A 22,124-nucleotide genomic window follows, 5' to 3' on the forward strand; every position below is an offset into this window, starting at 1 on the left:
CATGAGGTCGTTAGCTGATTTCGAATTTAATAAAGCGCCGTTATGTGACGGCATGGTCCTCATTTCTGAATTAATCCGCGACGATTTTCCGACGCACTATGTGCAGGATGAGCTGGAGCGGCTGCTGGCCCTGGCGCAGGAGGAGATTGCCTCTTCCTGGGACCAGGAACGTCAGATAGAGCGTCTGCTGGAGCTGTTCTATCACGACTGGGGCTTCAGCGATTCACGCGGCGTTTACCGTCTGTCCGATGTGCTCTGGCTTGATAAGGTCCTCAACAACCGTCAGGGTAGCGCGGTGTCGTTAGGCGCAATCCTGCTGTGGATCGCTCAGCGTCTGGCGCTGCCGGTGGTTCCGGTTATTTTCCCGACCCAGATGCTGCTGCGCGCCGATCCGCAAGAGAGCGAAGAGATGTGGCTCATTAATCCGTTTAACGGCGAAACGCTGAACGAGCATATGCTGGAAGTGTGGCTGAAGGGTAATATTAGCCCGGTCGCCGAGCTGTTTAACGAAGATCTCGACGAAGCCGATAACGCGGAAGTGATCCGTAAGCTGCTCGACACCCTGAAATCGGCGCTGATGGAAGAGCGGCAGATGGAGCTGGCGTTACGCACCAGCGAAGCGCTGCTGCAGTTCAACCCGGAAGATCCGTACGAAATTCGCGATCGCGGGCTGATATACGCCCAGCTCGATTGCGATCACGTGGCGTTGCAGGACCTCAGTTACTTCGTTGAACAGTGCCCGGAGGATCCCATTAGCGAGATGATCCGCGCGCAGATCAACACCATTTCGCACAAACAAATTACTTTGCATTAAAGCCAATCCCAGCAGGCGCTCCTGGCGCAGCCAGTTTGGACACGGACAGCGCTTCGATCCCGGAGCGTACACGTAGTACGTGAGGATTGACTCGCGACGCTCGCCCTCCGGGCCGCCCTGAAGGGCGTTCAAAATACTTTCGTATTTTGTCGAGCACTGCCCAGGTCCAAAATGGCAAGCAAAATAGTCCTGATTGGATAGGCTTTAGTCTGAAACCATTCCGGTTACACCCTGATAAGGCGAACTTATGAAACAAAAAGTGGTTAGCATTGGCGATATCAACGTAGCAAACGACCTGCCATTCGTGCTGTTTGGTGGCATGAACGTGCTCGAATCCCGCGACCTTGCGATGCGTATCTGCGAACACTACGTGACTGTCACGCAGAAGCTGGGTATTCCTTACGTGTTTAAAGCCTCTTTTGATAAAGCTAACCGTTCTTCCATCCACTCCTATCGCGGGCCGGGGCTGGAAGAAGGGATGAAGATTTTTCAGGAGCTGAAGCAGACTTTCGGCGTGAAAATCATCACCGACGTTCACGAAGCCAGCCAGGCTCAGCCGGTGGCTGACGTGGTTGACGTTATTCAGCTGCCAGCGTTCCTCGCCCGCCAGACCGACCTGGTTGAAGCGATGGCGAAAACTGGCGCGGTGATCAACGTGAAAAAACCGCAGTTCGTGAGCCCGGGCCAGATGGGCAATATCGTCGATAAGTTCATCGAAGGCGGCAATGACAAAGTCATTCTTTGCGATCGCGGCGCGAACTTCGGCTACGATAACCTGGTGGTCGACATGCTGGGCTTCGGGGTGATGAAAAAAGCCTCCAATAACTCACCGGTTATCTTCGACGTTACCCACGCTCTGCAGTGCCGCGACCCGTTTGGCGCCGCGTCCGGCGGACGCCGCGCGCAGGTTGCCGAGCTGGCGCGCGCCGGGATGGCGGTGGGTATCGCTGGCCTGTTTATTGAAGCGCACCCGGATCCGGAACACGCGAAATGCGACGGTCCGTCCGCGCTGCCGCTGGATAAACTGGAGCCGTTCCTCAAGCAGATGAAAGCCATCGACGATCTGGTCAAAGGTTTTGATGAGCTGGATACCAGCAAGTAACCGCGCCTGAAATGACAAAAGCCTGCCCGTTGCAAAACCGGCAGGCTTTTTTTATCTCCCCGGCAGAGGTATACGCCGCCGGGGGGAGGCTCAGGCAAAAATGGTCATCAGGTAGGCGGCGAACAGCGCCAGGTGCGCCGCGCCGTTCAGCACGTTGGTGCGCCCGGTAGAGAACGAAATCTGGCACAGCAGCAGGGAGGCAACCATCACCACCATTTCCGGCGCGCCAAGGCCAAAGCGCAGTTCATTGCCGGTGAGGAAGGCGATAAGCGTTACCACCGGCACCGTCAGAGAAATGGTGGCCAGCACGGAGCCGAAGAACAGGTTCATCGCCCGCTGGACCTGATTGTTCAATACCGCTTTCAGCGCGCCAAGGCCTTCCGGAGAGAGGATCAGCAGCGCGACCAGGAAACCGGTAAAGGCCACGGGGGCGTTCATGCTGGTCAGCAACGTCTCAAGCGGATTAGCGTTCATTTTGGTTACGGCGATTACCGCAACCAGGTGTACCAGCAGCCAGGCGGTATGCCACTTGCTGCTATGCGCCGACGGTTTTCCGTGGTGCGGGTCATCGTCGTCGCCGTCATCTTCATGCTCGTAAACAAACAGGCTCTGGTGTGTTTTAGTTTGAATTAGCAGGAACACGCCGTACATGGCGGCGGAAATCAGCGCAACCAGCAGCGCCTGGCCGGTGGTGAAGTTAGCCCCGGGCAGCGCCATCGGGAAGACCAGCACGATAATCGCCAGTGGAAAAAGGGCGATCAGGTACTGTTTAAGGCCGAACAGATTCATATACTGGGTGGCGAATTTGCGCCCGCCCAACAATAAAGAAAAACCTACCAACCCGCCGGTGACAATCATGATGATTGAATAAAGCGTATCTCGCATCAGGGTCGGCGCGGCGTCGCCGGTGGCCATTAATGCGGAAATCAGGCTGACTTCGAGTATAACCACTGAAAGGCTTAAAATTAATGAGCCGTAGGGTTCGCCAAGGCGGTGCGCCAGAACGTCGGCGTGGCGAACAACGCTGAACGCGCTGCTCAGAATCCCGACCAGCGCCAGGATATTAATGGCAACGACCACTGGCAGTGACTGGCTGCTTCCCCAGAAAAACAGCACCGCCAGCGCCAGAACCGGAAAGGCGAGGGTGGTCTCCTTGTGGCGGGTTTTCACCGCCTCATGTGCATCGGTCATGAATTATCTCCAGGTATGCAGGTGTTATAATTATAGATACTGTAAGTTAATAAAATAACAGACATTGCGGGGACTATTTTGTTTTTTTACTTAAATTTACTACTCTGGCTCTATAAAAGTGGTAGATTGCCATAAAATGCGGTTACTATTTTTTTGTATTTATTATTCAGATAATTACTAAAACATCTTTCTCATTTATCTGTCGCCTTGCCAGCCGATTGAACCTCTACCAGACTCACTATTCACCCTTAAACCGGAGGTTGCCATGCCCTATAGAAACAAAAGTGAATTGCCCGACAGCGTTCAGCACGTTCTCCCCGCGCATGCCCAGGAGATTTACAAGGAAGCCTTTAACAGCGCCTGGGAACAGTATAAGCATAAAGAAGACCGACGCGATGACGCCACCCGTGAAGAGACGGCGCACAAAGTCGCCTGGGCGGCGGTGAAAAATGAGTACCAAAAAGGCGATGATGATAAGTGGCATAAGAAGAAGTAATCGCTCATGATACGCTCTCTGCTGCCTGAACCCTTGCCCGCGGCTCGTTCATTGCTTATTGTCGAATAAAGCTGGATAATAATTCGGCAATACTTCACGGATGGCACCAGATCATCGCCGGGAAGCGGGCAGTGGCGGAGGTAGTAGAAAGTGTTAACTCGTGATTTCTTACTGAATGCGGATTGTAAAACAGCGTTTGGCGCTATTGAGGAATCGCTTCTTTGGTCGGCAGAGCAGCGGGCAGCCTCTTTAGCGGCGACCCTGGCCTGTCGTCCGGACGATGGCTCGGTGTGGATCTTTGGCTACGGTTCGCTGATGTGGAACCCGGCGCTGGAGTATCGTGAATCCTGTACCGGTACCCTACCGGGCTGGCACCGCGCGTTTTGCCTGAGGCTCACCGCCGGGCGCGGTAGCGCAACTCAGCCTGGCCGTATGCTGGCGTTAAAAGAGGGCGGGCGTACCACCGGCGTCGCCTATCGCTTGCCTGATGAAACCCTGGAAGAAGAGCTGACCCTGTTGTGGAAGCGGGAGATGATCACCGGCTGCTACCTGCCGACCTGGTGCAAGCTGGATCTGGACGATGGCCGCACCGTCAACGCATTAGTTTTTATTATGGACCCGCGCCATCCGCTGTTTGAAGCCGATACCAGCGCGCAGGTCATTGCGCCGCTAATTGCACGCGCCAGCGGGCCGCTTGGCACCAACGCTCAGTATCTGTTCTCGCTCGATCAAGAGCTGCGGAAGCTCGGTATGCATGATGCCTGCCTCGACGATTTAGTCGGCAAGGTGCGTCATCTGCTAGGGGAAAGCAGCCAGCCCGGGCTGGCTTAAGAGTAGATCGCCCGGGTTTCCCCGGGCGTTTGCTATCAGGCGGGAACGTAGCTTATCGAGTGCTCCAGCGACTGGCTGTGGCTGTCGATAAGAACGTTCCAGGTGCCGCTGTAAGGCACGGTCAGATACGCGCTATCTCTGTCCTGTACGCTCAGAATATCCGCATGACTATCGCCAGGCACTTTGGCGCTCATCAGGTGAATGTGGCAGCGTTCGGAACAACGTACCACCAACGTATCACCGCCAAACAACGTTAAACTTGCTTTTACCATTGCCATTTAATCTTAACCCCGTTTCTGTCTACAGCATCCTGCCAGCCCATTAATCCGCGTGATATTGTTCACACTTTGCTCTGTGCATAACACCAAAGGGGAGGGAGGCGGATGCTGATTTTGATCAAAAAAAAGAATAAAGATTAAACAAAAATGACGTTGTTCCTGAAAGCTTTCAGCTGGCATTGTTTTCGGTCGCTAAACGCCGCCAGTTTGATATTTAATCCCGTTGAACGGGACATATTTAGAAGGTCAGGACTTTATCTGCCGCCAGCGTCCACTGCGCCAGCTCGACGAGGGTACTAATCTCCACGCCGTCAATCAGCGGCAGCGCGCCGACTCCCCGGCCATCGGCGCAGGTTTTACACAGCTTCACCGGCACGTTTTGCGCGGTGAGGATCTCCAGCATCTGCTGAATGTTGTAGCCTTCCGCAGGCTTCTGGCCGCGCAGGCCGGCGGTCACCGCATCGGACATTAAAAACAGCTTCAGTTCGAGGTCTGCCTGCTGCTCGCGCAGGGCGATAGCCAGGCGCAGGCTATTAAACAGGGATTCACTGCCGTAGGCGGCACCGTTCGCGATAATCACAATACGTTGCATAAGGACTCCTTCTATAAGGCACGGTTATTGCTTGGCTGAAGTATAAAGCGTTAAGCCGGGAGAGGGGTATGAATAATATGGCGAGCAATCCGCCTGAGGTGGTCGACTGGTTTGCGCGCGCGCGTCGCTTACAGAAGCAGCAGCTGCACCAGCTGGCGCAGCAGGGGGCGCTGGCAGGACAGATAAGCGCGCTGGCGCATATGCTGCAGTGCGAGCGCGGCGCGTCAAATATCTGGCTGTGCTCGGGCGGTAGACTGTATGCGGCGGAGTGCCGGGCGGGCGCGGCGCTGGTCGATGAGCAGCTCACGCGGTTTTATGCGGCACTGGAGCCTGCACGCGATGCCGCCAGCAGCGCGCTATGTTGGCGCATTGCCTGCGCGGTGTGGTATCTGCCCCAGCTTGCGGCGCTGCGTAAACGCGTGCGTGACCGGGAGATTGCCGCCGAAGAGGCCACCGGGCAGTTTAGCCGCATTATCCGCCACCTGTTGAATATCATTCCGCAGCTCAACGACAGCATCGACGATCCGCAAATCGCCGGACGCATGGTTGCGCTTTATAGCTTTATGCAGGGAAAAGAGCTGGCCGGTCAGGAGCGCGCGCTGGGCGCGCTGGGCTTTGCCCGCGGGCAGTTCAGCGACGATCTGCGTCAGCAGCTGGTGGACCGCATCGACGGCCAGCAGCCCTGTTTCGACAGTTTTCAGGCCCTGGCCCAACCGCCGCAAACCGCCCTGTTCGCTGAACAGTGCCAGGCCAGCCTGGAGATTGAACAGCTACGGCGGATTGCCTGCACCCGTCAGCCGCCGGCGGACGAGGGAGAAACGGCGCTGCGCTGGTTTTGCGCTCAGACTCAGCGCCTCGAACAGCTGCGCGGCGTGGAAGAGCTGCTGATCGCTGATTTGCTTAATGCGGCGGACGCGCTGCTCGAGGGCGAAGCGCCGGAGGCTCAGCTGCCGCCCGCTGACTGGCAGGAGGAGAGTATTGCCCTGCGGCTGGATAAGCAGCTGTTGCCGCTGGTGCGCCAGCAGGCCCATGAGCTGCAGCAGCTCTCCGGCCAGCTTGCATCATTAAAAGATGCGCTTGAAGAGCGCAAGCTCATTGAAAAGGCCAAAAGCGTGCTGATGACCCACCAGGGAATGCAGGAGGAGCAGGCCTGGCAGGCGCTGCGTAAAATGGCGATGGACAAGAATCAGCGCATGGTTGAGATAGCCCGCGCGCTGCTGACGGTGAAGTCGCTATGGCGCGTAACCCCAAAGGAGTAGATGCACAATCAGCGGGCATTTATTGCCAGCCGACGGTGCATTTTTCGCTTTAAACGCGCCCGGGTAGTGAGCCAGGGCGCGTGAAATGGACTTCTGCAAAACTGGCATTAGCTTTGCATTAGATAAAATGAGTGAATAAAAGGTTTTGGGCAGCGCGCCAATGGCGGCGCGTATGTCCAGGGATAAAGGCGTCCAGCGGTGCGTAAGCACCGCCGGGCGCTTTTTTTTTGCGCGTTTCTGGAGTGGTTATGGGCGATAAGTTTTCGATTTCACGGCGGCGTTTATTACAGGCGGGGGCGGCGCTGGGCGGCGCGATGCTGCTCCCCGGCCTAATGCAGGCGGCGTGGGCGGCAGGGTCGGATAAACCAGAACAGACCACCGTGCGGGTGGGGTTTATTCCGCTAACCGACTGCGCTCCCTTAGCCATTGCCTCCCTGAAGGGGTTTGATAAAAAGCACGGTATTACCCTCGTGCCGAGCAAAGAGGCCAGCTGGGCGGCGGTGCGCGACAAGCTGGTCGCCGGAGAGCTCGATGCGGCGCACATTTTGTACGGCATGCTCTACGGCCTCGAGCTGGGTATCGCCAGTAAACCGCAGGCGATGGCCAACCTGATGACCCTTAACCGCAACGGCCAGGCGATTACGCTCTCCAGCGAGCTGCAGGAACAGGGTGTCACCGACCTGAGCGGACTAAAAAAACGGATCGGCCAGCAAGCGCCGGGCAGCTACACCTTCGCCCACACCTTTCCCACTGGTACCCACGCGATGTGGCTTTACTACTGGCTGGCGAGCGGCGGAATTAATCCCTTTGAGGATGTGCGCACCGTGGTAGTGCCGCCGCCGCAAATGGTGATGAACATGCGTATCGGCAATATGAGCGGCTTTTGCGTCGGCGAGCCGTGGAACGCGCGCGCCATTAACGATCGTATCGGCTTCACCGCCGCCACTTCTCAGGATATCTGGCCGGAGCACCCGGAAAAAATTCTCGGCACCCGCAGCGAATGGGTTACGCGTCATCCAAACACCGCGCGCGCGCTGGTGGCGGCGCTGATGGAGGCCCAGCGCTGGATTGAAGCCTCCGCCGACAACACCCGCGAAACGGCGCGTCTCCTTGCCAGACGCGCATGGCTGAACACCAAAGAGCAGTACCTCACCGGACGCATGCTCGGCGAATACGACAACGGTATCGGCCGCCGCTGGCAGGACGCGCACCCGATGCGCTTCTATGAACAGGGGGAAGTGAGTTTTCCGTGGCTCTCGGACGGCATGTGGTTTTTGACCCAGTTCCGCCGTTGGGGATTGCTGAAGTCGGCGCCGGATTATCTGGCGGTGGCCCAGCGCATTAACCGGATTGACGTCTGGAAAGAGGCCGCCCAGGCGGTCGGCGGCATCAGCGCGCCGACGCAGGCGATGCGCAGCAGTACGCTGATCGATGGCAAGGTCTGGAATGGGGTCGATCCGGAAGGTTACGCCCGCAGTTTCGCGATTCAACGTAAGGGGGCATGAGATGAAACACGCATATAAACCGCAACCGCCGGCCAGTGCCGATAAAGCGCCCGGCGAAATCATTACCCTGCCGCCGCTGCAGGTGCGCAAAACCACGCCTCCGCTCAGCCGCTGGCTGCGCGATGTTATCCAGCGTCTTCTGCCGCCGCTGCTCGGGCTGGGATTACTGCTGCTGGGCTGGCAGCTGGCGGCGATGAACAGCAAAGGTTTCCCGACCCCGCTTAGCACCCTGGATTCGGCGTTGACCATTTTTGCCGATCCGTTTTATCAGGACGGGCCCAACGATATGGGCATCGGCTGGAACGTGCTGGCGTCGTTGCAGCGGGTGGCGGTGGGATTTGGACTTGCCGCGCTGGCGGGAATTCCGCTCGGCTTCCTGATTGGCCGCTCACTGTTTTTCGCCCGGATGTTTAACCCGCTTATCGCACTGCTGCGCCCGGTGAGCCCGCTGGCCTGGCTGCCCATTGGTCTGCTGCTGTTCCAGAAAGCGGAACCGGCCTCCAGCTGGACCATTTTTATCTGCTCGATCTGGCCGATGGTGATTAACACCGCCGAGGGCGTGCGGCGTATTCCTGAGGATTACCTCAACGTCGCCCGGGTGCTGCAGCTTTCCGAATGGACGGTGATGCGCAAGATCCTCTTTCCGGCGGTATTGCCGGCGGTGCTGACCGGGGTTCGTCTCTCCATCGGTATCGCCTGGCTGGTGATTGTCGCCGCCGAAATGCTCACCGGCGGCTTAGGGATCGGCTTCTGGATCTGGAACGAGTGGAACAACCTCAACGTCGAAAACATCATCATCGCCATCGTCATTATCGGCGTGGTCGGGCTGCTGCTGGAACAGGGGCTAATGCTGCTCGCCCGTCGTTTTAGCTGGCAGGAAAAATAAGGAGTCGCAGATGAAACCATTAATTCAGGTCCAGGGCGTCAGCCAGCGTTTTAACACCGCCAGCGGCGAATTCCTGGCATTGCAGAACGTCTCCTTCGACATCTACGAAGGGGAAACCATCAGCCTGATCGGCCACTCCGGCTGCGGTAAATCAACCTTGCTGAATCTGATAGCCGGGATAGCCCTGCCGACGGAAGGCGGCCTGCTGTGCGACAACCGCGAAATCGCCGGGCCGGGGCCGGAACGCGCGGTGGTGTTTCAGAACCACTCCCTGCTGCCGTGGCTGACCTGCTTTGACAACGTGGCGCTGGCGGTGGACCAGGTCTTTCGCCGCAGCATGAGCAAAGGCGAGCGCCAGGAGTGGATTGAACACAACCTCGAGCGGGTACAGATGGGCCACGCCCTGCACAAGCGTCCGGGGGAGATCTCCGGTGGGATGAAGCAGCGCGTTGGCATTGCCAGGGCGCTGGCGATGAAACCGAAAGTGTTGCTGCTGGATGAACCCTTTGGCGCCCTTGATGCCCTGACGCGGGCGCATTTACAGGACGCGGTGATGCAGATCCAGCAATCATTGAATACCACCATCGTCATGATTACCCATGATGTGGATGAGGCGGTGCTGCTTTCCGACCGGGTGCTGATGATGACCAACGGACCGGCGGCGACGGTCGGGGAGATCCTCGACGTCAATCTGCCGCGACCGCGCAATCGCGTGCAGCTGGCGGACGACAGCCGCTATCACCATCTGCGCCAGCAGATCCTGCACTTCCTCTATGAAAAACAGCCGAAAGCGGCATAGGGGGCGGCGATGACGCGGCAACTGGTGATTATCGGCAATGGCATGGCGGCCACGCGTCTGGCGCAGGCGCTGGTGGAGCGGGATGCGCGGCGGTTTAGCATCACCATTATCGGCGATGAACCTTGCCAGGCCTATAACCGCATTCAGCTGTCGCCGGTGCTTGGCGCGGAGAAAACCGCAGGCGCGACGCGACTGCTGCCCGCAGAGTGGTATTCGCAACAGAACGTCACGGTACGTGCCGGTGAAACGGTTACGGCGGTGGATATGGCGGCGCGTACGCTGCAAACCAGCGCATGCGAACTTGGCTGGGATGAACTGGTGTTTGCCACAGGTTCGCTGCCGTTTCTGCCGCCGCTGCCGGGCATCACGCTGCCGCACGTTTTTGCTTTCCGCACCCTGGCGGACGTTGAGGGCATCCTGGCCATCGACGGCCCGGCGGTGGTTATCGGCGGCGGCATTCTCGGTGTGGAGGCCGCCGCGGCGCTACGCCGTCATGGTGACAGTGTCACTTTACTGCACCGCGGAAACTGGCTGATGGAGCAGCAGACTGATGCCTTTGCTGGCGAACAGCTGCAAATACTGCTCGCCGAGCGTGGGATCGGCTGCGTGATGGAGAGCCGTATCGCCGCCATTGATGAACGTCAGGTACTGCTGGAGGACGGGCGCGCGTTTGCCGCCTCGCGGGTGGTACTGGCGACCGGCGTGCAGCCGAACAAAGGGCTGGCCGAGCGCAGCGGGCTGGCGTGCGGTCGCGGAATTCTCGTCGATCGCCGGCTGGCAACCGCGCAGCCGGGGGTTAGCGCCCTCGGCGAGTGTTGTGAAATCGACGGTCAGACCTGGGGGCTGGTGGCGCCGTGCCTGCGTCAGGCGGAGGTGCTGGCGGATCGCCTGTGCGCGATCCCTGGCGAGGATTTCAGCTGGCAGGATAGCGGCACCCGCCTGAAGGTCACCGGCATTGAACTGTTCAGCGCCGGCGCGCTGCGGGCCGATGAGCAGGATGACGTATATACCAGTTGGGATCCGCTGGACCGCCACTACCGTCGCCTGCTGCTGCGCGACGGCAAGCTGCGCGGCGTACTGCTGCTCGGTGATTGCAGCAGCGCCGCGCCCCTGACCGCTCTGCTGGGGGCGCATGCGCCAGCGCCGGCAGAGTGGCTCTTCAATCCCTCTTCAACGATGCAGCCGCGCGCTGCGGGACAAACGACGATGACAAAACCTGTATTAGTGCTGGTCGGACACGGTATGGTCGGCCACCATTTTCTTGAGCAATGCGTCAGCCGTGACCTTCACCAACAGTACCGGATTGTGGTGTTCTGCGAGGAGCGCTATGCCGCCTACGACCGGGTTCATCTGACGGAATATTTCGCCGGACGCAGCGCGGAATCCCTGTCGCTGGTGGAAGGGGATTTTTTTACTCAGCACGGTATTGAGCTGCGCCTGAGCGAATCGGTCGCCAGCATCGACCGCGAAGCGCGGGTGGTGCGCGATGCCTTCGGCCACGAAACCCACTGGGATAAGCTGGTGCTGGCGACGGGCTCTTACCCGTTTGTTCCGCCGGTGCCGGGCCATAATCTTGAGGGCTGTTTTGTTTACCGTACGCTGGACGACCTCGACCAGATTGCCGCCCGCGCCGCAACCGCCCAACGGGGCGTGGTGATCGGCGGCGGCCTGCTCGGGCTGGAAGCGGCCAACGCGCTGAAGCAACTGGGGCTGGAAACTCACGTTGTCGAGTTTGCGCCGAACCTGATGGCGGTGCAGCTGGACAACGGCGGCGCGGCGATGCTGCGGGAAAAAATTAGCGAGCTGGGCGTCGGAGTGCATACCAGCAAGGCGACGACGGAAATTGTTCGCAATGAGCAGGGGCTGCAGCTGAACTTCGCCGACGGCAGCTCGCTGGCGACCGATATGCTGGTGTTCTCCGCCGGTATTCGCCCGCAGGACGCGCTGGCGCGCAGCGGCGGACTGAGCGTAGGCGAACGCGGCGGGATTTGCATCGACAACCAGTGCCGCACCTCCGACCCGGACGTGCTGGCGATCGGCGAATGCGCCTTGTGGGACAACAAAATTTATGGTCTGGTGGCGCCAGGCTATCAGATGGCGCGCGCCGCGGCGGCTACCCTGGCGGGCGAAGCGGGCAGCTTTAGCGGCGCGGATATGAGCACTAAGCTGAAGCTGCTTGGCGTTGATGTCGCCTCGTTCGGCGACGCCCAGGGGCGTACCCCGGGCTGTCAGAGCTATCAGTGGACTCACGGGCCGCAGCAGATCTACAAAAAAATCGTGGTCAGCGCGGATGGCAAAAACCTGCTAGGCGGAGTGCTGGTCGGGGATGCCAGCGACTACGCCACGCTGCTACAGATGATGCTTAACGGGATGGCTTTACCCAAACACCCGGAAAGCCTGATCCTTCCAGCGCTGGAGGGTGCCGCGCCGAAGGCGCTCGGAGTCGCGGCGCTGCCGGACGGCGCGCAGATTTGCTCCTGTCACAACGTCAGCAAAGGCGATATCTGCCAGGCGGTGAGCGGCGGCGCGGGCGACATGGCGGCGATAAAAAGCTGCACCAAAGCGGCGACCGGCTGCGGCGGCTGTAGCGCGCTGGTGAAACAGGTGATGGAGTACCAGCTTGCCGAGCAGGGCGTCGAAGTCAAAAAGGATATCTGCGAGCACTTTCCGTGGTCGCGCCAGGAGATCTATCACCTGGTACGCGTCAACCATATCCGCACCTTCGAACAGCTGATTGCCCGTTATGGACACGGCCACGGCTGTGAGGTCTGTAAACCTCTGGTGGCTTCGGTGCTGGCCTCCTGTTGGAATGAATATCTGCTGAAGCCGGCGCATCTGCCGCTTCAGGACACCAACGATCGCTACTTCGCCAATATACAGAAAGACGGCACCTATTCGGTGGTACCGCGCATGGCGGCAGGAGAGGTGACGCCCGACGGTCTGATTGCGATCGGCCAGATCGCCAAACGCTATCAGCTGTACAGTAAAGTGACCGGCGGTCAGCGTATCGACCTGTTCGGCGCGCGCCTGGAGCAGCTCCCGGCAATCTGGCGCGAGCTGGCCGAGGCGGGATTTGAAACCGGCCACGCCTACGGCAAATCCCTGCGGACGGTGAAATCCTGCGTCGGTTCGACCTGGTGCCGCTACGGCGTCCAGGATTCCACCGGCCTGGCGGTCACCCTCGAACATCGCTACAAGGGGCTGCGCGCGCCGCACAAAATTAAAATGGCCGTCTCCGGCTGTACCCGCGAATGCGCGGAAGCCCAGGGGAAAGATATTGGGGTTATCGCCACGGAGAAGGGATGGAACCTGTACGTTTGCGGCAACGGCGGCATGAAACCGCGCCATGCCGACCTGTTCGCCAGCGATCTTGATGAAGCCACGCTTATCCGCAGTATTGACCGGCTGCTGATGTTCTACATCCGTACCGCCGATCGCCTGCAGCGCACCAGTACCTGGATGGATAACCTTGAAGGCGGGGTCGACTATCTGCGCGAGGTGATCCTCGAAGACAGCCTTGGCATCGGCGAAGAGCTGGAGCAGGAGATGATGCGGGTGGTCGAGAGCTACCAGTGTGAATGGCAAACCACCCTTAACGATCCGCAGCGGCTGGCGCTGTTCCGCTCCTACGTGAACAGCGATGAGCCGGACGAAACCGTACAGCGGCAAACCCTGCGCGGCCAGCCGCAGCTGGCCCCCTTCGCGGCGCAGGGCGAACCGACGCTGCCGTCCCGCCCGTGGCAGGTTATTTGCGATCTCGACGCCATCCCGCAGCAGGCGGGGATTGGCGCGCGGCTCGGCGAGCGGCAGATTGCGTTGTTCCGCTTTGGCGATCAGGTGTATGCCCTTGATAACCTCGAGCCTGGGAGCGAGGCCAACGTTCTGTCGCGCGGTCTGCTTGGCGATGCGGGCGGCGAACCGATCGTGATTTCGCCTCTGTATAAGCAGCGTATCCGTCTGCGCGATGGCCGCCAGTGCGACGGCAGCGAACAGGCGGTGCGCGCCTGGCCGGTTAAAGTGGAGAACGGCAAGGTGTGGGTTGGCAACCAGCAGCTGCTGGCGCGCGCGGAGGCCTCTTGATGACGGAAACAAGAACCACATGCCCCTATTGCGGAGTTGGCTGCGGGGTTATCGCCAGTAGGGGACCTTACGGTCAGGTGACCGTGCGCGGCGATGAGCAGCACCCGGCAAACTTTGGCCGCCTGTGCGTTAAGGGAGCGGCGCTGGGCGAAACCATCGGCCTGGAGGGGCGAATGTTATTCCCGGAAGTCGACGGCGAACGCGCGACCTGGCCGCAGGCGCTGGCGGCGGCAGGTTCGCGCCTGCGGGAGATTCTCGATCGGCACGGGCCGCAGGCGGTGGCGTTTTACGCCTCCGGCCAGTTGCTGACCGAGGACTACTACGCGGCGAATAAGCTGATGAAGGGGTTTATCGGCGCGGCGAATATCGATACCAATTCGCGGCTGTGTATGTCTTCAGCGGTGACCGGCTACAAACGGGCGCTGGGCGCTGATGTGGTGCCGTGCAGCTATGAGGACGTGGAAAACAGCGATCTGGTGGTGCTGGTCGGGTCGAACGCCGCCTGGGCGCATCCGGTGCTTTATCAGCGACTGGCGCAGGCGAAGCGCGACAATCCGCAGATGCGGGTAGTGGTCATCGATCCGCGTCGGACCGCCACCTGCGATATCGCTGACCGACATCTGGCGCTGGCCCCCGGCAGCGACGGCGGGCTCTTTGTCGGCCTGCTGAACGCCATTGCCGCCAGCGGCGTCATCAGCGACGATTTTAGTGATGCCCAGCGGGCGCTGGCCATCGCCCAGGACTGGGACCTCGACAAAGTGGCGCAGTTCTGCGGCCTGCCGCGACAACAGATCGCCGATTTCTACCGCGAGTTTATCGCCGCCCCGCGCGCCATCACGCTCTATACCATGGGAATCAATCAATCCGCCAGCGGCAGCGATAAATGTAACGCTATCATCAACGTACACCTGGCCTGCGGTAAATACGGGCGTCCGGGCTGCGGACCGTTTTCGCTGACTGGTCAACCCAACGCCATGGGGGGGCGCGAAGTGGGCGGCCTGGCGACCATGCTGGCGGCGCATATGAACTTTGAACCCGATGATTTACGGCGCCTGGCGCGATTCTGGGGCAGCGAACGTCTGGCGCAAACGCCGGGGCTGACGGCGGTGGATCTGTTCGCCGCCATTGGCCGCGGCGAGGTAAAAGCGGTGTGGATTATGGGCACCAATCCGGTGGTGTCGCTGCCGGACAGCCACGCGGTAAGCGAAGCGCTGGCGCGGTGTCCGCTGGTCATCGTTTCCGACGTCGCCGCCGCTACCGATACCGGACGCTTCGCCCATATCCGTTTTCCCGCGCTGGCGTGGGGAGAGAAGAGCGGCACGGTGACCAACTCCGAACGGCGGATCTCCCGCCAGCGTGCTTTCATGCCGCCGCCGGGAGAGGCCAGGGCCGACTGGTGGATCGTCGCCCGCGTGGCCGAGGCGCTGGGCTTCGGTTCCGCCTTTGCCTGGCAGCATCCGCACGAGGTGTTCAGCGAACACGCCGCGCTTTCAGGATATGAAAACGATGGCCAGCGGGCGTTTGATATCGGCGGACTGGCGGATCTTAGCCGCGAAGCGTGGGATGCGCTGGAACCGGTGCGCTGGCCGGTGAGCCGCAGTGAAGCAGCCTGGAGTGTGCATAAGGGCTGGCATCGCGACGGTAAACTGCGGATGGTGCCGGTCGCACCGCAACCTACCCGAGCGACCACCGATGCGTTCTATCCGCTGATCCTCAACAGCGGGCGGATTCGCGATCAGTGGCACACCATGACCCGCACCGGCGCGGTGCCGCGTCTGATGCAGCATATTAACGAGCCGGTGGTGGAGGTCGCGCCGGCGGACGCGGAGCGCTATCACCTGCTGGAAGGCGAACTGGCGCGGGTCCGCTCACCGAATGGGGTGATGGTAGCAAAAGTGACGATCGGCGACGGTCAGCGGCCCGGATCGCTGTTTGTGCCGATGCACTGGAATAATCAGTTTGCTCGCCAGGGACGGGTGAATAACCTGCTGACGGCGGTCACCGACCCGCACTCCGGGCAGCCGGAAAGTAAACAGACGGCGGTGGCGATAGCCGCCTGGTTGCCGGCGTGGAAAGGCGAGTTTTTTTCACGCCAACCGGTTCCGCTCCCCGCTTCGCTGCACTGGCGGCGGCGGGCAGCGCAGGGCATTATCCATCTTTCGCTGGCGGGGGATATCTGCTCCCGCGACTGGCTGGTGGAGTGGTGCCAGCAGCAGGGATGGCAGATGCAGGTAGCCGAGGGCGGCAAGGTCTGGAACCTGTTGGCGTGGCGGAAGGGAGAGCTGATGCTCGGCTGGTGGAGCGACGCCAGCGAGCCGCCTATCGATGCCGAATGGATTTACGCTGCGTTTCACGTCCCGCCGCAGAACGCCGTCCAGCGCCACGCGTTATTAAGCGGCAGAAAGGGCGGCGATGAGATGCCGCGCGGGCGTATCATTTGTAGCTGCTTTAGCGTGGGCGAACGGGCGATAGGCGAAGCGATTGCCGGCGGCTGCCGTACGCCCGGCGCGCTGGGGGGGAAACTGAAATGCGGCACCAGCTGCGGCTCCTGCATCCCGGAACTGAAAGCGCTGCTGGCGGCGAAGCTGGCGCAGGCCTGAGATTCAGCATATTCCTGGAATCGTCCTCAGGGCTGCGGGGGAGCGCAAAAAACGATAAACTCATGTTTTGCCGCCACCACTTCGTGAGTAGACGTAACCGATTTGAGCTCTCTGCCGTTCCGCGTAACCCCGTTTTTACCGCTTCTCCTGCTGCTGACAGGCATGCCCGCCCGCGCGCTGCAGGATAACCAGGCATTCTCTAAGGGTCCTGAGACCTTACCCGACCTCGGCCTTGCGCCGCAGGTGGATGATGACGCAAAGCACTTTGCCGAGATGGCGAAAAAATTTGGCGAAGCCAGTATGAGCGATAACGGGCTGACAACCAGCGAACAGGCGCGAGTATTTGCCATCGGTAAGCTGGGGAACGAGGTCAGCCACCAGCTGGAGAATTGGCTTTCGCCATGGGGCAACGCCAACGTCGATCTGCTGGTCGATAAAGAGGGAAATTTTACCGGCAGTAAGGGGAGCTGGTTTGTCCCGTTGCAGGATAACGGCGACTACCTTACCTGGAATCAGTACTCGGTCACCCAGCGGGATACGGGGCTGGTCGGCAATATTGGTCTCGGGCAGCGCTGGCGGATGGGCTCCTGGCTGCTGGGCTACAACTCTTTCTACGATAAAGCCCTGGACGATCGCATGGCGCGCGGCAGCGTCGGGGCCGAAGCCTGGGGCGAGTCGCTGCGCCTGTCGGCAAACTACTACCAACCGCTCGGCGGCTGGCAGCAGGGGAGTAGCCTGACCCAGCAGCAGCGTATGGCGAGCGGCTACGATGTGACCGCCCAGGCGCGGCTGCCGTTTTATCAGCACATTAATACCAGCGTCAGCGTGGAGCAGTATTTTGGCGATAGCGTCGATCTGTTCCATTCGGGTACCGGCTACCACAACCCGGTCGCGGTGTCGGTGGGGCTGAATTACACTCCGGTTCCGCTGGTGACGGTGACGGCTAAGCATAAGCAGGGCGAGAGCGGCATCAGCCAAAATGATGTCGGGCTGAAGCTGAACTATCGCTTCGGCGTCCCGCTGAAGCAGCAGCTGGCGGCCGATGAAGTCGCCGTTAGCCGATCGCTTCGCGGCAGCCGCTACGACAGCCCGGAACGCGATAACCTACCGGTAGTTGAATATCGCCAGCGTAAAACGCTGTCGGTTTATCTGGCGACGCCGCCCTGGGATCTTCAGCCGGGGGAGACGGTGCAGCTGAAACTACAGATTCGTAGCCTGCACGGCATTAAGTCGCTGAGCTGGCAGGGGGATACCCAGGCGCTAAGCCTGACTTCACCGATTGAAGCCAACAGTACGGACGGCTGGACCGTGATTATGCCGCGCTGGAGCAGCGAAGCCGGGGCGAGCAACCGCTGGCATCTTTCGCTGGTGGTGGAGGATAAAACGGGTCAGCGCGTCTCATCCAATGAGATCGCACTGGCGCTGACGGAGCCGTTGGTACACGTACCGGCCGAGGGCGTTTCGTGGCCGCAACAGCCCTAGAATACCCGTTCCTGATGGACCCAAACCGCCGCTTCCACGCGCGATTTTAGCTTCATTTTCTTCAGCATATGCTTAACGTGCACTTTGACGGTGCTTTCGGTGATATCCAGACGGCGGGCGATCATTTTATTCGGCAGGCCCTGGGCAATCAGCTTGAGAATGTCGCGCTCGCGCGGGGTCAGCTGGCTGATGTCGCGGTCCGAGGTGGCGCGATTGGCGCGCAGGCTGGCCGCCAGTACCGGGGTTAACGCTTCGCTGAGCACCATTTCGCCCGCCGCCGCCTGCTGCAGCGCTTTCAGCAGATCTTCCGGTTCCATATCCTTCAGCAGATAGCCGTCGGCGCCGCGTTTCAGGGCGGTCACCACATCTTCTTCATGATTGGAAACGCTAAATACCACCACGCGGCCGGAAAGCGTCTTCTCGCGCAGCTTGTCGAGGGTTTCCAGACCGTTCATGCCCGGCATATTGAGATCCAGCAGAATTAAATCCGGATCTAAGGCTTCCGCCATCGCAATACCCTGCTCGCCGTTGCTGGCTTCACCGATCACCTGGATATCCGGCGCCATGCTGATCAGCTGTTTGACGCCGGTGCGCAGCATGGGGTGGTCGTCGATGAGAAGGATGGTTGCCCGTTCCTGTTGACTCATGGAGTTCTCCTTATTGAATTGAAAACGATTTTTCAGGGATAAAAGTGACCACCACTTCGGTTCCGCCGGTTTCCCGACGCCGGACCTGGCAGTCCCCGCGCAGGCTCTGCGCGCGATCGCGCATGATAATCAAGCCGTAGTGGTTGCTGCGTTCCGCGTGGTCCGGCACACCGCGGCCGTTATCGGCGACCACCAGGCGGACCTGATTGTCCCGCAGCGTCACGCTGACGCTGACCTCAGTGGCGCTTGCGTGCTTCAGCGCGTTGCTAAGCGCTTCCCGGGCGATTTGCAGCAGATGAATGGCCTGGTGTGACGGCACAAAACGCGGCGGCAGCTGGTAATCCAGGCGCACCGTAAAACCGAAGTGGGCGCTGTATTCCTGGCAACTGGCCTCCAGCGCCGGGCGCAGCCCCGGCTCGGTGAGCTGTAGCCGGAAGGTCGTCAGCAGTTCGCGCAGCTGGGCCCAGGAGGTATTGAGTTCATTTCGAATTTGCCCCAGCAGCTGGCGACTCGCTTCCGGCAGATCGTCGCCCTGCATCTGCAGGCAGCTGACCTGCATTTTCATACAGGAGAGCGACTGGGCGATGGAGTCGTGGAGTTCCCGGGCGATGGTGGCACGCTCCTCCATGACGATAAGCTGCTGCTGGCGCTCCTGATGCCGGTCAAGGGCGAGGGTGCCGGTGAGTTGCTCCACCAGCGTATCCACCAGCTGCTGCTGATCGTGGCTCAGATGCCGCCCGGCGGGCAGGGTGGCCAGCAGAATACCGTACTGATTATGGGCATCCGACAGCCGCCATTTTAAGGTGGTGCCGGTATCTGGCAGCGGCGGCAGGTCGCGCGGGCAGAGGTAGCAGCCTCTGTCGTCACACTGAATATCGGAGTGGCAGGAAAACTCCTGATGATTGTCTTCATCTTCGAGGTCGTAAACGCGAACTTCAATATCGCGCAGCAGGGTTAACCCCTGCAGCCCGTTCAGAACCGGAGAAATGCGCTCGCAGAGCGGCGCGTTCGAGTGCAGACGGCGGTTGGCTTGCCACAGGAAGGCGAGGATCTCGTTTTTCTGCTCCAGGCCCGCGGTTTTTTCCTGCACCCGGCGTTCCAGCACCGAATAGCTCTCTGCCAGCTCTTCAGACATATTGTTCAGCGCCATGCCGAGCGTCGCCATCTCGTTGCGCCCGCTAATCTGCGCGCGCTGGGTAAAATCGCGTCGGCTTACCGCGCGGGCCATACCCAGTAGCTGTTTCCACGGGCGCAACAGGCGCGCGCGCAGCCAGACGATGGTGAACACCAGCAGCAGCGCCATTCCTACGGCCATGATGCGCTGGATCCAGACAACGTGTTTAATTCGCTCTTCGGTGGTGTGATCGAAGGCGGTAACCAACTGGTCTATACGGTCGACAAACCCGGCGACATCGGTCGCTACCGAGGCCTGATTTTGCGCGTTGCGCATGCCCGGCGCCAGCTCCAACTGCCAGTAGTGCTGCAGCGCCTGGAGCTGCCGCTGCTGATCGTCATGGCGCGCGGCGTACTGCAGTTCCGGGCTAAAGACGGTTGTCGTCATTTCATCCAGCAGCTTTTCATCGTTTTCGCCCAGCGGCACAGCCGCCAGCAGGCGATAGCTCTGCATGCGCAGCGAACCGGCTTTGTTAATGGCGTGCGCGCTGCCCTGGACGCCGTGCACCAGGCGAGAAGAGATCGCCATTCCGGCGACGCCGATGATGGTAGCCAGCAGAACGATCAGCGCGAGTTGATTCACCAGCGTCAGCGGCGTAAAAAGACGTTTCAACATGGGGTACGGGGCTCCTGACCGGCAAATTATCCGGGAGTGGCGCTTATTCTCGGCCATCCCCCGGAGTATACCCATACCCCTAAAGGATTACCCCTTAATTGTCAGGATGGGGTGGGCTGGTGGGAGGCGTTCGGGTAATTCCAGCACTGGCGTGAAAAACCACACTTTTTTTCGCAGAAACAGCTACTCACTTCGGGTGATACGTTTTTTTTAGCCAAATCGACGCCAACTTTTCCTTTGATTTATATCAACTTACCGCCGCCTGTAACCCATAAGGTAGCCAGGGTTAATACGAATTATCAGAGGTGTCTATGAGTCACTCTTCAATCCCGGAGAAGACTACCAGCTCAGTCATTAGCGACTGGCGTCCCGAAGATCCTGAATTCTGGCAGCAGCGCGGTCATCGCGTCGCCAGCCGCAATCTGTGGATCTCCGTTCCATGTCTTTTGCTGGCATTCTGCGTCTGGATGTTGTTCAGCGCCGTTGCCGTCAACCTGAATAAAGTCGGCTTTCAGTTTACTACCGATCAGTTGTTTATGCTGACCGCGCTCCCGGCGCTCTCCGGCGCGCTGCTGCGCGTGCCTTACGCGTTTATGGTGCCGCTGTTCGGCGGCCGTCGCTGGACCGCATTCAGTACCGGGATCATGATCGTCCCCTGCGTCTGGTTGGGCTTCGCGGTGCAGGATACCGCTACGCCATTTAGCGTTTTCGTGATTATTTCTCTGCTGTGCGGCTTTGCGGGGGCGAACTTTGCTTCCAGTATGGCTAACATCAGCTTCTTCTTTCCGAAACAGAAGCAGGGCGGCGCGCTGGGTATCAACGGCGGCCTTGGGAATATGGGCGTCAGCGTAATGCAGCTGGTTGCCCCTCTGGTGGTATCGCTATCGATTTTCGCCGTCTTTGGCGGAACCGGCAGCGAGCAGCCGGATGGCTCCATGCTGTATCTGGAAAACGCGGCGTGGATCTGGGTGCCGTTCCTGATTATCTTCACCCTGGCGGCGTGGTTCTTTATGAACGACCTGTCGGCGTCGAAGGCCTCGCTGAGCGAGCAGCTACCGGTACTGAAACGCGCGCATCTGTGGATTATGGCGCTGCTCTATCTTGCCACCTTCGGCTCGTTTATCGGCTTCTCTGCGGGCTTCGCCATGCTGTCGAAAACCCAGTTTCCGGATGTGCAGATTCTGCACTATGCCTTCTTCGGGCCGTTTATCGGCGCCCTGGCGCGCTCAACCGGTGGGGCGATCTCCGACCGCCTGGGCGGGACGCGCGTGACGCTGGTGAACTTTGTGGTGATGGCTATCTTCTGTGGCCTGCTGTTCCTGACGCTGCCGACCCACGGCGAGGGCGGCAACTTTATTGCCTTCTTCGCGGTGTTTATGGTGCTGTTCCTGACAGCCGGTCTGGGCAGCGCGTCGACCTTCCAGATGATCTCGGTTATCTTCCGTAAAATGACCATGGATCGCGTTAGGGCGCAGGGCGGCAGCGAAGCGCAGGCCATGCGTGAAGCGGCGACCGATACGGCGGCGGCGCTGGGCTTTATTTCGGCAATTGGCGCGATTGGCGGGTTCTTTATTCCCAAGGCATTTGGTATTTCGCTGGATCTCACTGGGTCACCGGCCGGCGCCATGAAGGTCTTCCTGGTGTTCTATATCGCCTGCGTGGTGATTACCTGGGCGGTCTACGGACGTAAGCAGAAATAATATTTCTATTTGAATTTCTGCAAAGGGCGCAACGATATTTGCGCCCTTTTTATTGATTATTACTTAGTTACAA

General features: G+C 59.8%; 17 protein-coding genes. 12 read left to right on the forward strand and 5 right to left on the reverse strand.

Translation table 11 applies throughout. The features are described from left to right. Position 1: 1 nt before the first annotated feature. The gene (gene sirB1 / locus EGY08_RS27145) at positions 2-814 is read left to right on the forward strand and encodes an invasion regulator SirB1 (RefSeq protein ID WP_004121806.1); all 813 of its coding nucleotides are present in this window, start codon (positions 2-4) and stop codon (positions 812-814) included. 247 nt (positions 815-1,061) lie between these two features. After that, the gene (gene kdsA / locus EGY08_RS27150; protein WP_004851877.1) at positions 1,062-1,916 is read left to right on the forward strand and encodes a 3-deoxy-8-phosphooctulonate synthase; all 855 of its coding nucleotides are present in this window, start codon (positions 1,062-1,064) and stop codon (positions 1,914-1,916) included. Between the two features lie 90 nt (positions 1,917-2,006). Here the strand turns inward: kdsA and chaA are convergent, their stop codons facing one another. Continuing rightward, positions 2,007-3,107 carry a sodium-potassium/proton antiporter ChaA gene (gene chaA, locus EGY08_RS27155; RefSeq protein ID WP_004121802.1) on the reverse strand — a complete coding sequence of 367 codons (1,101 nt, stop codon included), beginning with the start codon at positions 3,105-3,107 and terminating at the stop codon, positions 2,007-2,009. Between the two features lie 265 nt (positions 3,108-3,372). Between chaA and chaB the strand changes: the two genes are divergently transcribed. Together chaB and EGY08_RS27165 are read left to right on the forward strand one after the other, a co-directional pair. Then, positions 3,373-3,603, forward strand: a complete 231-nt coding sequence (chaB, locus tag EGY08_RS27160; RefSeq protein ID WP_123829201.1) for a putative cation transport regulator ChaB — start codon at positions 3,373-3,375, stop codon at positions 3,601-3,603. A gap of 150 nt (positions 3,604-3,753) precedes the next feature. Then, positions 3,754-4,434 carry a gamma-glutamylcyclotransferase gene (locus tag EGY08_RS27165; protein WP_004121796.1) on the forward strand — a complete coding sequence of 227 codons (681 nt, stop codon included), beginning with the start codon at positions 3,754-3,756 and terminating at the stop codon, positions 4,432-4,434. A 35-nt stretch (positions 4,435-4,469) separates the two neighbouring features. Here EGY08_RS27165 and EGY08_RS27170 read toward each other — a convergent pair whose 3' ends face one another. Then, complete coding sequence (locus EGY08_RS27170) at positions 4,470-4,712, reverse strand: DUF1883 domain-containing protein (protein ID WP_002910387.1); 243 nt, start codon at positions 4,710-4,712, stop codon at positions 4,470-4,472. Positions 4,713-4,950: 238 nt separating this feature from the next. Further along, positions 4,951-5,304, reverse strand: coding sequence for a DsrE/DsrF/TusD sulfur relay family protein (locus EGY08_RS27175; RefSeq protein WP_123829202.1), 354 nt, complete (start codon positions 5,302-5,304; stop codon positions 4,951-4,953). A gap of 68 nt (positions 5,305-5,372) precedes the next feature. Between EGY08_RS27175 and nasR the strand changes: the two genes are divergently transcribed. The 7 genes from nasR to EGY08_RS27210 all read left to right on the forward strand — a co-directional run bounded on the left by nasR (position 5,373) and on the right by EGY08_RS27210 (position 17,915). Continuing rightward, on the forward strand, positions 5,373-6,563 hold the full coding sequence (gene nasR / locus EGY08_RS27180) for a nitrate regulatory protein NasR (protein WP_123829203.1): 1,191 nt from the start codon (positions 5,373-5,375) through the stop codon (positions 6,561-6,563). Between the two features lie 248 nt (positions 6,564-6,811). Next, positions 6,812-8,068: a CmpA/NrtA family ABC transporter substrate-binding protein gene (locus EGY08_RS27185; protein WP_049122879.1), complete on the forward strand. Its 1,257-nt coding sequence runs from the start codon at positions 6,812-6,814 to the stop codon at positions 8,066-8,068. 1 nt (position 8,069) lies between these two features. Further along, positions 8,070-8,954, forward strand: coding sequence for a nitrate ABC transporter permease (ntrB, locus tag EGY08_RS27190; protein WP_049111984.1), 885 nt, complete (start codon positions 8,070-8,072; stop codon positions 8,952-8,954). A gap of 10 nt (positions 8,955-8,964) precedes the next feature. Next, the gene (locus EGY08_RS27195) at positions 8,965-9,753 is read left to right on the forward strand and encodes an ABC transporter ATP-binding protein (RefSeq protein ID WP_004121766.1); all 789 of its coding nucleotides are present in this window, start codon (positions 8,965-8,967) and stop codon (positions 9,751-9,753) included. Between the two features lie 9 nt (positions 9,754-9,762). Beyond that, positions 9,763-13,833 (forward strand): nitrite reductase large subunit NirB, encoded by a 4,071-nt coding sequence (gene nirB, locus EGY08_RS27200; RefSeq protein ID WP_123829204.1) that lies wholly within the window; start codon positions 9,763-9,765, stop codon positions 13,831-13,833. Next, positions 13,833-16,433 (forward strand): nitrate reductase, encoded by a 2,601-nt coding sequence (locus tag EGY08_RS27205; RefSeq protein WP_123829205.1) that lies wholly within the window; start codon positions 13,833-13,835, stop codon positions 16,431-16,433. Before nirB ends, EGY08_RS27205 begins: the two co-directional genes overlap by 1 nt. A 162-nt stretch (positions 16,434-16,595) precedes the next feature. Further along, entirely contained in the window at positions 16,596-17,915 is a 1,320-nt protein-coding gene (locus tag EGY08_RS27210; RefSeq protein ID WP_123829457.1) for a YchO/YchP family invasin, read from the forward strand. Here EGY08_RS27210 and narL read toward each other — a convergent pair. Both narL and narX read right to left on the reverse strand, forming a co-directional pair. Beyond that, the gene (narL, locus tag EGY08_RS27215) at positions 17,912-18,562 is read right to left on the reverse strand and encodes a two-component system response regulator NarL (protein ID WP_004121757.1); all 651 of its coding nucleotides are present in this window, start codon (positions 18,560-18,562) and stop codon (positions 17,912-17,914) included. The two genes, EGY08_RS27210 and narL, sit on opposite strands and share 4 nt — an antisense overlap. A gap of 10 nt (positions 18,563-18,572) precedes the next feature. Next, complete coding sequence (gene narX, locus EGY08_RS27220; protein ID WP_004121755.1) at positions 18,573-20,351, reverse strand: nitrate/nitrite two-component system sensor histidine kinase NarX; 1,779 nt, start codon at positions 20,349-20,351, stop codon at positions 18,573-18,575. A 311-nt stretch (positions 20,352-20,662) separates the two neighbouring features. Here narX and EGY08_RS27225 point away from each other — a divergent pair, with 311 nt between their 5' ends. After that, positions 20,663-22,051, forward strand: coding sequence for a NarK family nitrate/nitrite MFS transporter (locus tag EGY08_RS27225; RefSeq protein WP_123829206.1), 1,389 nt, complete (start codon positions 20,663-20,665; stop codon positions 22,049-22,051). The last annotated feature ends 73 nt before the right edge of the window (positions 22,052-22,124 follow it).

The organism is Klebsiella sp. FDAARGOS_511 (assembly GCF_003812845.1).
GTDB lineage: Bacteria > Pseudomonadota > Gammaproteobacteria > Enterobacterales > Enterobacteriaceae > Klebsiella > Klebsiella grimontii.